Below are 12,642 nucleotides of genomic sequence, written 5' to 3' on the forward strand. Positions count from 1 at the left end.
AGTGCTCTACGGCGCGACCGGGCGCCCCGCCAGCCACGCTTCCAGGTCGTTACGAGCCCGGTCGGTCAGAGCCTGCTTCTTGGCCCGCGCCTTGTCCTTGCCGCGCAAGCGTTTGCCGCCGTCCGCACGCGGGGCCCGCTCCAGGGGTGGGAACAGGCCAAAATTGACGTTCATCGGCTGGAACGACGGCGGGCCCTGGTCGAGCGTCTCGACGTGGCCGCCGGTGATGTGGTTGAGCAGCGCGCCGAGCGCGGTCGTGGCCGGTGGTGGGGTGAAGGGCTGCGCCAAGCGGGCGGCAGCGGCTGCACTCCCAGCCAGCAAGCCCATGGCGGCGCTTTCCACATAGCCTTCACAGCCGGTGATCTGGCCGGCGAACCTGAGCCGTGGCTCGGCCTTGAGGCGGAGCGCGCCGTCGAGCAGGCGAGGGGAATTGAGGTAGGTGTTGCGGTGCAAGCCTCCAAGCCTCGCAAATTCGGCGCCCGCAAGGCCTGGAATCGAGCGCAGCAGGCGCACCTGATCGGCGTGTTTCAGCTTGGTCTGAAAGCCCACGAGATTGTAGAGCGTGCCCAGCGCGTTGTCCTGGCGCAGTTGTACGACGGCGAAGGGCTTTTCGTGCGGCGCATGGGCGTTGGTGAGCCCGACGGGCTTCATCGGCCCATGGCGGAGAGTTTCGCGCCCGCGCTCGGCCATGACCTCGATCGGCAGGCAACCGTCGAAATAGGGAGTCGAGGCCTCCCATTCCTTGAAGCTGGTCTTCTCGCCCGCGATCAACCCGTCGATAAAGGCATTGTACTGCTCCTGCGACAGCGGACAGTTGATGTAGTCGGCGCCGGTGCCGCCAGGCCCCGGCTTGTCGTAGCGCGACTGAAACCAGGCGACCGACATGTCGATACTGTCGCGGTAGACGATCGGCGCGATGGCGTCGAAAAAGGCCAGCTGGTCGGTGCCCGTGAGCCCCCGGACCGCTTCGGCCAGAGCCGCCGAGGTGAGCGGGCCAGTCGCGATAATCACCTCGTCCCAATCCGCCGGAGGCAGCGCCTCGATCTCGCCGCGCGCGATGGTCACGCCCGGGTGCCGGGCCAGGGCCGCGGTGACCGCGGCCGAGAACCCGTCGCGGTCGACGGCGAGGGCACCGCCAGCCGGCACCTGATTGGCATCGGCGGCGCGCATGATCAGTGAGCCGAGCCGCCGCAGTTCCTGATGCAGCAGGCCGACGGCGTTGAACTCCGCGTCGTCCGAGCGGAAGGAATTGGAACAGACGAGTTCGGCCAGGCCCTCGGTCTGGTGCGCCTCCGTCGTCCGCGCGGGCCGCATCTCGTGCACGACGACGGGGACGCCCGCTTGTGCAAGCTGCCAGGCGGCCTCGCTTCCGGCCAGCCCGCCACCGATGACGTGTACCGTGCGCAAATGTTCAGCAGGGGAAGTGGACGACGGAGGTCTAGGGAGGGCGCCGGGTTCGGTCATCAAACTCTATCGGAAGGGAAATTGAGCGCGCCAGCTGGGCCGACGGGACGAGCGCAGGAAAGCATCACGCGAACCGCGTCGCAAGCTTCGGCAGCGGGGCAGCCACACTTGGCAGAACGCTGTAGTGCGTGGCGCAATAGCGCGCGGCGAGCGGCTTGGCGGCGCATCGTGACGGATCCAGTTGCCCGCTCGCAGTCGAGTTCAGAAAATCAGCCCGCGAGCCGCGCTATGGATGCTGTCCAAGCAAGGTTCACTCAGTCAGAGCGATCACTCACCTCTCGCTAAACGGAAACTTTAAACGGCAAACGCCCGCCAATGGGCGGGCGTTACTGCGGCATCGGTGCGCTGACCGACGATCAGGCGACGCTTTGTCGCTTGGCCACGAACGGGATGTCCCACCGGGCGATGCCCAGGTCCTCGAGTTCGCGGTCGGTCAACCGGGACAGCTCGTTCACCGTCTCCCGGTATCTACGCCAATTTCTGATCTTTGCGACGATAAAGCCCAAAAGCATGACCTGCTCCTTTTTGCGGCGCTGGAGCGAGCCAGAGCCGGAAATATACGCACACACACAAGGTTGAGGCCCGTATATAAGTGATACCGTGCGGAAAAAGATGTGCGCTGCAGCACATTGCGTGGGCTATTGGTGCAGGATCAGGCTTGCGATGAACGCATGGCTGCGGAGAAGACGGCGTTTTGATATGTCTCGTACGCGGCCCTGATCATCGGCGGCTCGACCGCATTCCTGCACGGCACTCGACCTTCCGCCGTCGTGCCCCTATCTTCTATCCATCGCGCAAGGCCTTGAACCTTGCAGCGTGGAGGTACGTGATGGCCAATGCCACCAAGTTCAAGCTGATGACCCTGACAGACGCAGCGGCAACCCGCGTGCGCGAGATCATGGGGAACTCCGACCGTCCCTTCGTCGGCCTCCGGGTCGGCGTGCGCAACGGCGGGTGCGCCGGCATGGCATATACGATGGAGTATGCCGAGGCGATCGAGCCGCGTGACGAGGTGGTCGAGGACAAGGGCGTTAAGCTCATCATCGACCCAAAGGCGGTGCTGTTCCTGCTGGGCACCGAGATGGACTTCAAGGTCGACAAGCTCGCGTCGACCTTCGTCTTCAACAACCCCAATCAGACCTCGGCCTGCGGCTGCGGTGAGTCGGTGGCCATCGCGCCAGCCAAGGCGGACGCCCTCGCCGCCACCGCCTGACCATGGACGACGCGGCGATCCAGGATCTGTTCGAGGGGATCGGGCAGGTTCGCACGCGGCGTATGTTCAGCGGCTGCGGCGTTTTCGTGGGCGACGCCTGTTTCGCCCTGGCGCTGCGCGGCGAGCTCTACCTGAAGGTCGACGCGGCGAGCGAGGCGTTGTTCCGGGCCGCGGGGTCCACGCCGTTCACCTATTCGCGCCAAGGTCGCGAGGTTTCTCTCGCCTTCTGGCGTCTGCCGGATGAGGCGCTGGACGAGCCCGATGCCGCGGCCCGCTGGGGACGGATCGCGCTGGACGCGGCGCGGCGCGCCAAGGCGGCCAAACACAAACCTGCGCGCCGGCCCGCCGGCAGGGTGTCAGCCGGGCGAGCCTCGCGCCGCTAGCGCTTCGCAATTGGGTGGAACCACCCGATCGCAAGGAAGCGCTCCAGATTCAAGAGACGATGAGCATTTCTCTGCCATTGGATGGCCTCGTCCAATGGCAAAATGCTCGAGCGCTCAGGCCCTCTCGACAGTTTGCGCACGATGCGGGACGTCCCAGTCGACGCATCTGCCCCCCGCGCAGTCCGCTTGCGCCTCCGCTCGCTGCGGGGCATGACTGTTCCATGAGCACATCTCCCGAAACCTTTCGACAGGCCGCCACGGTGATTCTCCTTCGCGACGCGGAGGAGGGGCCGGAAATCTTCATGGTGGTCCGCCACCATCAGATCGACTTCGCGTCGGGAGCCCTGGTCTTTCCGGGTGGCAGCCTGGACCCGGATGACCGGCGCATCGCCGAGCGGGCCGAGTGGCGCGTGGACGTACCCGGCGCCGACGCGGCAGCGATGACATTCCGAGTCGCTGCGATCCGCGAGGCATTCGAGGAGTGTGGGGTGCTGCTTGCCCGTCGCGCCGGCGCCGGCAGCCTGCTGCCGGCCGGAGAACTCGCGGCTATCGACAAGGCCCACCGTCAGGCGCTCTGCGCGGGCACCATCAGCTTTGCCGCGATCATCGACGAGGAACGGCTGGTGCTGGCGACGGACCTGCTGGAGCCGTTCGCGCATTGGATCACGCCCGTCGGCATGCCGAAGCGGTTCGATACGCATTTCTTCCTGGCCGTCGCGCCGGAAGACCAGGCGGCTCTGCACGATGGCGGCGAAGCAGTGGATTCCACCTGGATCACGGCATCCCAGGCGTTGAGCGAAGCCAAGGCTGGCCGCTACACGCTGGTCTTTGCGACCGAGCGCAATCTGTACAAGCTCGCGCCGCACGGTTCGGCGGGGGAGCTTCTGGCCGCAGCGCGGAGCTCCGACATCGTCACCGTGCAGCCGGAGATCGTGAAGACGCCGACGGGACGCCAGCTCCACATTCCGGCCGCCGCCGGCTATGGCGGTGACGTCTTCGAGTTCTGACGCCGCGACGTCAGACGCCAGGCCCGCCCCTCAGGTGAGCGTATCCTCGCTCTGCGGGGCCTCGGCCATGGTCTCGTCGGCGACGGGCTCGCCCTTGTCCGCCGGCGCCTTGGGCAGACGCACGGGCCTCAGCAGAAACGCCGGCACGTGGTCGCCGAGGCCGACCGGTGTCCATTCGTCGTCGTGCCGGCGGCGATCGCGGTCGCGATCCCGTCCAGGCGAACGCTCGCTGCGGTCGCTGCGGCTGCTGCGCGGCGGTTCGTCGAACGGCGCTGCCGCGGCCGTCGGTGCGGCGGGAGCATCGAGGCCGTCGTCGGCACCGTCGCGTCCCTTGCGATCGCGCCGGCCGGTCTTGCGCGCGGGCTTGCGCTCATCCCGATCGCGGCCGCGGCCACGACGGGGGGCTACCGGAAACTCCGCCTCGGCGAGGGACGGGCCCTCCCACGGCGTCTCCTGGCCCTTCAGCTTGGTGATCGCCTCCAGCGCGCGCTCGTCGCCCGGCGCGACGATCGTGTAAGCCCAGCCGGTCCGGCCGGCACGCCCCGTGCGGCCGATACGATGGACGTAGTCCTCCGGGTGGTGAGGCACGTCGAAGTTGAAGACGTGGCTCACGTCGGGGATGTCGAGGCCCCGCGCCGCGACGTCGCTGGCCACCAGGAGCTGCACGTCGTTGTTGCGGAAGCGGTCCAGGGCCTGCGTGCGAGAGCGCTGGTCCATGTCGCCGTGCAGGCCGACGACGCTGAACCCGTGGCGCTCCAGCGAGCGCTGCACCAGCGCCACGTCTCGCTTACGATTGCAGAAGATGATGCCGTTCTTGAGATCGGCTGCCTCGCGGATGAGCCGGCGCAGGGTCTCGCGTTTCTCGTGCGCCTCGCCACCCGAGGCCACCAGGTGCTGAGTGATCGTGGCAGCAGCGCTGGCTGGCCTCGCCACCTCGATTCGCGCCGGGTTGCTCAGGAAATTGTCGACCAGCTGCTGAATCTCCGGCGGCATGGTGGCCGAGAAGAACAGCGTCTGGCGCGTGAACGGCACCATACGACAGATGCGCTCGATGTCGGGGATGAAGCCCATGTCGAGCATGCGGTCGGCTTCGTCGATGACCAGCACCTCGATGCCGCTGAGCAGCAGCTTGCCGCGCTCGAAATGGTCGAGCAGCCGCCCGGGCGTCGCGATGAGGACGTCGACGCCGCGCATCAGCTTGGCGTCCTGGTCACCAAACGAGACGCCGCCGATGATCAGGGCGACGTTGAGCCGATGGTTGGCGCCATAGCGGATGAAGCTCTCCTCCACCTGCGCGGCAAGCTCGCGCGTCGGCTCGAGGATCAGGGTGCGCGGCATGCGCGCCCGGGCCCGTCCTGTTTCCAGCAGCGTCAGCATGGGCAGCGTGAATGCCGCGGTCTTGCCGGTGCCGGTCTGCGCGATGCCCAGCACGTCCCGCCGCGCGAGCACATGCGGAATCGCTTGCGACTGGATGGGGGTCGGTTCGGTGTAGCCAGAAGATTCGACGGCCTGAAGGACTTTGTCGCTGAGGCCGAGTTCGGTAAATGCCATGGGCTCTGTCGGGTACGTCTGCGGGCCGTCGTTGTGATCAGCACGAAATGGGCCACCGCTGAGGGAGGCCGGCAGGGCGCAGCGCCGCGCCGGAATATGGGGAAAAGTCGCGGATTGTCAATTATCTGGTTCTGCGGGCGCGCGACGAGGGCGCGGCCCATGCTGGCTGGCGACGCCGCGGCTGGCGAGCCTACCTGACCTGAACCAATCCGCACGGATTGAGTTCCAGCGAGGCGGCCCGCTGGGCCAGTCCGCCTGCCGCGGCCACGGCTGCACGGCCGGCCCCTTGAGCGGCGTTTGGGGGTTCGCTCGTGAGCCAGTGTTGCGCATCACCGGGCGACAACGTGGAGAACAGCCAGCCGACGGCGAGCAGCGACACGAAGGTGACGGCCATGGCGGCCTTCGCCAGGGTGCCTGCGACACCGTGATCCGCCCGACCCAACAGCCGCAAGGTCATGCTCCAAGGGGAGCGTCTGTCCCCGCACGCATCCTGGCACGCTCAGGTTAATGAGCTGTTCCTCTTAGATGTCGAGCTCCTCATCGGAGGCAAAAGCCGCCCGCTCCTGGATGAAAGCAAAGCGTGCTTCGGGCTTGTTGCCCATCAAGCGCTCGATGGTGTCGGCGGTCGACGGACGCTCTTCGTCGATCACATGGACGCGGAGCAGCGTGCGGCGGGCCGGATCCATGGTGGTTTCCTTGAGCTGATTGGCCATCATCTCGCCGAGCCCCTTAAACCGTCCGACCTCCACCTTTCGCCCCTTGAACTCGACGGCGATCAGCCGATCGCGATCGGCCTCGTCGCGGGCGTAGAGCGTCTTGCTGCCGCTGCTGACGCGGAACAGAGGCGGAACGGCGAGATACAGGTGTCCGTTGTCGATCAGCCGCGGCATCTGGCGGTAAAAGAAGGTGATCAGCAGCGAGGCGATGTGGGCGCCGTCGACATCGGCGTCCGTCATGATGATCACCTTTTCGTAGCGCAGGTCCTCGTCGCGGTATTGAGTGCCGGTGCTGCAGCCCAGCGCCTGGATCAGATCGGCGAGCTGCTGGTTCTGCGCGAGTTTGTCGCGGCCGGCCGAGGCGACGTTGAGGATCTTGCCGCGCAACGGCAGTATCGCCTGGGTCTGGCGGTTGCGTGCCTGCTTGGCGCTGCCGCCGGCGGAATCGCCTTCGACGATGAAGATCTCAGAGCCGGCGGCGCCCGCCGCCGTGCAGTCCGCGAGCTTGCCGGGCAGGCGCAGGCGCCGCGTGGCGGTCTTGCGGGCGACCTCCTTCTCGGCCCTTCGGCGCAGCCGCTCCTCGGCCCGCTCGATCGTCCAGTCGAGCAGGCGGAGCGCCTGTTGCGGCGCCGCGGCGAGCCAATGGTCGAAGGCATCGCGAAGCGCCGCCTCGACGATGCGTGTCGCCTCGGCGCTGGCCAGCTTGTCCTTGGTCTGCCCCTGGAACTCGGGTTCGCGGATGAACACCGATAGCATCGCGGCGCACGACACCATCACATCCTCGGCGGCGATCTGGGCGGCACGCTTGGCTTGGCCGATGCGTTCGGCGTGGTCGCGCAGGCCGCGCAGCAGCGCCAGGCGCAGGCCCTGCTCGTGGGTGCCGCCCTCCGCCGTCGGGATCGTGTTGCAATAGGAGTGGATGAAACCGTCGGCATTGGCGAGCCAGGCGATGGCCCATTCCAGTGAGCCGTGGCCCCCGGGCTTCTGAATCTTGCCGGCAAAGACCTGGTCGGCGACCAGCACGGTGCCCTCGATCTCGCGTGACAGATAGTCCTTGAGGCCGCCTGGAAACCGAAAGCTCGCCTCCGCCGGCACGTTGTCGATGCCGGCGAGCAGGGCAGGCGCGCAGCGCCAGCGAATTTCGACACCGCCGAACAGGTAGGCTTTCGAGCGGGCCATCTTGAACAGGCGGCGTGGGCTCAGATGCGCCGAGGCGCCGAAGATCTGCGGGTCGGGATGAAACCTCACCGTCGTGCCGCGGCGATTCGGAGCCCGTCCCACGGTCTCGATCGGCCCGAGCGGCAGACCGCGCGAGTAGGCTTGCCGATAGACGGTCTGGCTGCGGACGATCTCCACCTCCAGCCGGTCCGAAAGCGCATTGACCACGGAGATGCCGACGCCGTGCAGGCCGCCGGACGTGTCGTAGACCTTGGAATCGAACTTGCCGCCCGAATGCAGGGTGGTGAGAATGACCTCGAGCGCCGACTTCTTGGGAAACTTGGGGTGCGGATCGACGGGAATGCCGCGCCCGTTGTCCGTCACGCGCACGAAGCCGCCAGCCTCCAGTTCGACCTCGATGAAGGTGGCGTGGCCGGCCACGGCCTCGTCCATCGCATTGTCGATCACCTCGGCGAACAGGTGATGCAAGGCCTTCTCGTCGGTGCCGCCGATATACATTCCGGGCCGGCGCCGCACCGGCTCCAGCCCCTCGAGCACCTCGATGGAGGCCGCCGTGTAGTTGCCTTCACCGGCTGTCTGCGGCACCGCGGGTGGCTTGGCCTGCGGCGGCGTCGCCGCCTTCGCCAGCGGCTTGCGGACGGCCGCCGCGCCCCCAAAAAGATCGTCTCTGCTCGCCATCGATATGTGTTGATCCTGATTCGTTCCAACCGACTATGCCACGACGGACCGCCCGCCGCGATGCGTCGCCTGCGCATGCGAACGGGCGACGAAGATAGGCGGGCGGGGCGCTCCAACAGTGGCACCCTGCCGAACGGCCTCAGCCGTTCCCGTCGTCCCCGGCCACGCCGAGCCACCGCTCGACCGCGCGTTCGAACGGGCCACCGAAGATGAGCAGCGCGAACGTGATTGCCAAGCCCACGAGCACGATGTTCCATGCCGCCAGGCCACAGGCGATGCCCAGCGCCGCGCAGATCCATACGGTTGCAGCTGTGGTGAGGTTGTGGACCGCGAGGCGATCCGGTCGGCGCAGGACCACACCGGCTCCGATGAAGCCGACGCCGGTGAGCACTCCCTGGATGATGCCTTGCACGACGCGGCTCAGCGCATCGCTGTTGTCCTGGATGCCCGGCAGGTGGACGACGGACACGCAGACGACCGCCGCTCCGAGCGAGACCAGCGACAACGTGCGCATGCCGGTCGGCTTGCCCTTGAGATCGCGGTTGAGCCCGATCGCCATACCGACCAGGGTGGCGGCCAGCAGGCGCAGCACGACGTCTTCGACCTCGGCCATGCGTCCTCCCCCCGCGGCGTAAGTCTCGGATGTGCGATCTAGCACGTAGCGCCCCCGCGAGGGGAGCGATCGCTCGATGCTGGGCTCAGTGCGCGGAGCACTGACGATGGCACATGCGCTCCTGCTCGCAGCGGTGCCGGCCATACGATTTCACGGCAATGTTCGGCGGCTGCGGCGCAAGGAAAGGGCCGGGCGCTTGCGCGTCCCGGCCCATGACAAACGTACCGAAAGCCCGGCCGATCAGACCGAGTAGTACATCTCGAACTCGACCGGATGCGGCGTCATCTCGAAACGCATGACCTCGGCCATCTTCAGCTCGATGTAGCTCTCGATGAAATCATCGGTGAACACGCCGCCGGCCTTGAGGAAGGCGTTGTCCTTGCGCAGGCTGTCGAGCGCCTCGCGCAGCGAGCCGCAGACGGTCGGGATCTTCTTCAGCTCCCGCGGTGGCAGATCGTAGAGATCCTTGTCCATCGCCTGGCCCGGATCGATCTTGTTGAGGATGCCATCGAGGCCGGCCATCAGCATCGCCGCATAGGCGAGGTAGGGGTTCGCGGTGGGGTCCGGGAAGCGGACCTCGACGCGCTTGGCCTTGGGGTTGGCCGTCCACGGAATGCGGCACGAGGCCGAGCGGTTGCGGGCCGAATAGGCGAGCAGCACCGGGGCCTCATAGCCCGGCACCAGGCGCTTGTAGGAGTTCGTCGAGGGGTTGGTGAAGGCGTTCAGCGCCTTGGCGTGCTTGATGATGCCGCCGATGTACCACAGGCACTCCTGGCTGAGGTCAGCGTATTTGTTGCCGGCAAACAGCGGCTTGCCACCCTTCCAGATCGACATGTGCACGTGCATGCCCGAGCCGTTGTCGCCGAACACGGGTTTGGGCATGAACGTTGCCGACTTGCCGTAGCTGTGGGCAACCTGGTGGATGCAGTACTTATAGATCTGCATGCCGTCGCCCATGTGGGTCAGCGTGTCGAACTTCATGCCGAGTTCGTGCTGGGCGGAGGCGACCTCGTGGTGGTGCTTCTCCACCTTGACGCCCATCGACGCCATGGCAGCCAGCATCTCGCCGCGCATGTCCTGGGCGCTGTCGAGCGGCGGCACCGGGAAATAGCCGCCCTTGGTGCCGATGCGATGGCCGAGGTTGCCGCCCTCGTAGTCCGTGTCGCCGTTGCTCGGCAATTCGGACGCATCGAGCTTGAAGCCGGTGTTGTAGGGATCGGCCTTGAAGCGCACGTCGTCGAATACGAAGAACTCGGCCTCGGGGCCGACATAGATCGTATCGCCGATGCCGGTCGACTTCAGGAAGGCCTCCGCCTTCTTGGCGCAGCCGCGGGGGTCACGACCATAGGCCTCGCCGGTCGAGGGCTCGAGAATGTCGCAGACGATCGAGAGCGTGGGAGCGGAGAAGAAGGGGTCGAGCGCCGCCGTGGTCGGGTCCGGCATCAGCACCATGTCCGACTCGTTGATGGCCTTCCAGCCAGCGATCGAGGAGCCATCGAACATCGTGCCTTCAGCGAAGATGTCCTCGTCCACCAGCGAGACGTCGAAGGTGACGTGCTGCCACTTGCCGCGCGGGTCGGTGAACCGGAAGTCGACATACTTGATGTCGTCGTCCTTGATCATTTTGAGCACATCATGAGCGCTCTTCGTCATCAGAATCCCCTGTTGCTGCTCGCTGATGGATAAAGGCCTGCGGACGCAATCTGCGACCTTCAGATCGCATCCATGCCCGTTTCGCCGGTGCGGATGCGAATTGCTTCCTCGACCGTCGATACGAAGATCTTTCCGTCGCCGATGCGGCCTGTTTGGGCTGCCCGGCGAATGGCGTCAACGGCACGCTCCACCAGTTCGTCGGCGAGAACGATCTCAAGCTTCACCTTGGGCAGGAAATCCACCACATATTCGGCGCCCCGATAGAGTTCGGTGTGGCCTTTCTGGCGGCCGAAGCCCTTGGCTTCGATGACCGTGATGCCCTGCAGACCGATGTCCTGAAGTGCCTCTTTGACCTCATCCAGCTTGAAGGGTTTGATGATCGCTTCGATTTTCTTCATGCGTAGGGCTCCTCCACGCTCAAGCTGACGGGCAATCACTTGACGCTTTATGCATCGGCGCGGGACGTGTGAAAACGGGCAACTCGATCTGCCACCGCATGAAATGCATAGTTGGCAGGCTCACAATTGCACAAATTGGCGCCATGCGTTCGATATTTGAGCAGATGCACGCGGTTAGGACCGCCGAGAATACCAGAAGCGCCTGCTCCGGCGCCGCATGAAAGGGCTGACGATGGGCCTTGAGCTCCTCCTGAACGCGGAGATGCGACGTGCGGACGCAATGACAATCGCCGACGGCACGCCAGGCCGCACGCTGATGGAGCGGGCCGGGGCGGCGGTGACCGCAGCGGTCGCGCGGCGTTGTGCTGCCGGCGAGAGGGTTCTGGTCCTGTGCGGGCCCGGCAACAACGGCGGCGACGGATTTGTGGCCGCCCGCTTGCTGGCGGCGCGGGGCCATCAGGTCAGCTTGGCCTTGCTCGGCGACGGCGCGGCGCTGCGCGGCGACGCGGCCCTCGCCGCGGCGGAGTGGACCGGGCCGGTCGCGGCGCCGGGATCCGTGGCCGTCGAGGCGGCCGGCCTCATCGTCGATGCCCTGTTCGGGACGGGCCTCGGCCGCGACCTCGACGGCGAGGCCCTGGCCCTCGTCGAGCGGATCAACGCCAGCGGCCGGCGGGTCGTCGCCGTCGACATCCCGTCCGGCATCAACGGCGACAGCGGCGCCGTCTGCGGCGCGGCCGTCAGGGCCACCCACACCGTGACCTTTGCGCGCCGCAAGCCGGCGCACCTGCTGCTGCCGGGCCGGGTGTACTGCGGGACCGTCGAGGTGGCCGACATCGGCATCACCGATGCCACGGTGGCTGCGTGCGCCAGCGACGCCTTCGCCAATGCCCCGCCGCTTTGGCGGGGCCACATCCCCGTGCCGTCGATCGAGGGGCACAAGTACAAGCGCGGCCACGCGCTCGTCGTGTCCGGCGGGCCCACCGCCACGGGCGCTGCCCGCCTCGCGGCGCGCGCGGCGCTCCGTGCCGGCGCCGGTCTGGTGACGGTCGCCTCGCCGCCGGACGCCGTGATGGTCAACGCGGCGCATCTCACGGCGATCATGTTGCGCCCGATGGAGGGAGCGGCGGGCCTTGCGCGCCTCCTGGACGACAGGCGCTTCAACGTCCTGCTGATCGGTCCCGGCGCCGGCGTCGGCCAGGCGACAGCAGACCTCGTCGCGATCGCCGGCGGCCGCCAGCGGTCCCTGGTGCTCGACGCCGACGCACTGACGAGCTTCGCCGGCAATGCCGCGGGGCTGCGGCAGGTGGTGGCGTCGTGCCACCCCGCGGCGGTCATCCTCACCCCGCACGGCGGCGAATTCGCCGCTCTGTTCAAGGCTGAGGACGAGGTCGTCAGGGCGCCCACCAAGCTCGACCAGGCACGCCGCGCGGCCGCAGTGACGGGCGCGGTGGTGGTGTTGAAGGGGGCCGATACGGTGATCGCCGCCCCCGACGGTCGCGCCGCCATCAACGAGAACGCGCCGGCCTGGCTCGGAACGGCGGGCTCGGGCGATGTTCTGGCGGGCATTGCCGCGGGGTTGCTGGCGCAGGGAATGAATGGCTTCGAGGCCGCCGCCGCCGCGGTCTGGATGCACGGCGAGGCGGCTACTATGTTCGGACCGGGGCTGATCTCCGAAGATCTGGCGGAGGTCCTGCCCAAGGTCCTGTCGCGCCTGATGGGCGCGACAGCGTGACGGTGCAGCCCTCGCGGGCTGTGTGATGTACATGGCGTCGCCGCAATCGCGATCC

At 67.0% G+C, this 12,642-nt stretch carries 12 protein-coding genes; 4 read left to right on the forward strand and 8 right to left on the reverse strand.

The window, feature by feature from the left end; all coding sequences use genetic code 11:
* Positions 1-6: 6 nt before the first annotated feature.
* Positions 7-1,464, reverse strand: a complete 1,458-nt coding sequence (trmFO, locus tag IEW34_RS06710; RefSeq protein WP_188608369.1) for a methylenetetrahydrofolate--tRNA-(uracil(54)-C(5))-methyltransferase (FADH(2)-oxidizing) TrmFO — start codon at positions 1,462-1,464, stop codon at positions 7-9.
* Positions 1,465-1,820: 356 nt separating this feature from the next.
* Positions 1,821-1,976 (reverse strand): DUF1127 domain-containing protein, encoded by a 156-nt coding sequence (locus IEW34_RS06715; protein WP_188608370.1) that lies wholly within the window; start codon positions 1,974-1,976, stop codon positions 1,821-1,823.
* A gap of 317 nt (positions 1,977-2,293) precedes the next feature.
* On the opposite strand from IEW34_RS06715, the gene IEW34_RS06720 reads away from it, so the two are divergent.
* From IEW34_RS06720 to IEW34_RS06730, 3 genes are all read left to right on the forward strand, one after another.
* Complete coding sequence (locus tag IEW34_RS06720) at positions 2,294-2,677, forward strand: HesB/IscA family protein (protein WP_188608371.1); 384 nt, start codon at positions 2,294-2,296, stop codon at positions 2,675-2,677.
* A 2-nt stretch (positions 2,678-2,679) separates the two neighbouring features.
* On the forward strand, positions 2,680-3,060 hold the full coding sequence (locus IEW34_RS06725) for a TfoX/Sxy family protein (RefSeq protein WP_188608372.1): 381 nt from the start codon (positions 2,680-2,682) through the stop codon (positions 3,058-3,060).
* Between the two features lie 221 nt (positions 3,061-3,281).
* The gene (locus IEW34_RS06730) at positions 3,282-4,067 is read left to right on the forward strand and encodes an NUDIX hydrolase (protein ID WP_188608665.1); all 786 of its coding nucleotides are present in this window, start codon (positions 3,282-3,284) and stop codon (positions 4,065-4,067) included.
* A 30-nt stretch (positions 4,068-4,097) separates the two neighbouring features.
* Here IEW34_RS06730 and IEW34_RS06735 read toward each other — a convergent pair whose 3' ends face one another.
* The 6 genes from IEW34_RS06735 to IEW34_RS06760 form a co-directional block, all read right to left on the reverse strand.
* Positions 4,098-5,618: a DEAD/DEAH box helicase gene (locus IEW34_RS06735; protein WP_188608373.1), complete on the reverse strand. Its 1,521-nt coding sequence runs from the start codon at positions 5,616-5,618 to the stop codon at positions 4,098-4,100.
* A 190-nt stretch (positions 5,619-5,808) separates the two neighbouring features.
* Positions 5,809-6,069 (reverse strand): hypothetical protein, encoded by a 261-nt coding sequence (locus tag IEW34_RS06740; protein WP_188608374.1) that lies wholly within the window; start codon positions 6,067-6,069, stop codon positions 5,809-5,811.
* 70 nt (positions 6,070-6,139) lie between these two features.
* Positions 6,140-8,191 carry a DNA topoisomerase IV subunit B gene (gene parE / locus IEW34_RS06745; protein WP_188608375.1) on the reverse strand — a complete coding sequence of 684 codons (2,052 nt, stop codon included), beginning with the start codon at positions 8,189-8,191 and terminating at the stop codon, positions 6,140-6,142.
* A 139-nt stretch (positions 8,192-8,330) separates the two neighbouring features.
* Positions 8,331-8,804: an MgtC/SapB family protein gene (locus IEW34_RS06750; RefSeq protein ID WP_188608376.1), complete on the reverse strand. Its 474-nt coding sequence runs from the start codon at positions 8,802-8,804 to the stop codon at positions 8,331-8,333.
* A gap of 240 nt (positions 8,805-9,044) precedes the next feature.
* On the reverse strand, positions 9,045-10,457 hold the full coding sequence (gene glnA / locus IEW34_RS06755) for a type I glutamate--ammonia ligase (RefSeq protein WP_188608377.1): 1,413 nt from the start codon (positions 10,455-10,457) through the stop codon (positions 9,045-9,047).
* A 59-nt stretch (positions 10,458-10,516) separates the two neighbouring features.
* Complete coding sequence (locus IEW34_RS06760) at positions 10,517-10,855, reverse strand: P-II family nitrogen regulator (protein ID WP_188608378.1); 339 nt, start codon at positions 10,853-10,855, stop codon at positions 10,517-10,519.
* A 232-nt stretch (positions 10,856-11,087) separates the two neighbouring features.
* On the opposite strand from IEW34_RS06760, the gene IEW34_RS06765 reads away from it, so the two are divergent.
* The gene (locus IEW34_RS06765) at positions 11,088-12,587 is read left to right on the forward strand and encodes an NAD(P)H-hydrate dehydratase (RefSeq protein WP_188608379.1); all 1,500 of its coding nucleotides are present in this window, start codon (positions 11,088-11,090) and stop codon (positions 12,585-12,587) included.
* Positions 12,588-12,642: the final 55 nt, after the last annotated feature.

Source organism: Chelatococcus reniformis (assembly GCF_014640075.1).
GTDB lineage: Bacteria > Pseudomonadota > Alphaproteobacteria > Rhizobiales > Beijerinckiaceae > Camelimonas > Camelimonas reniformis.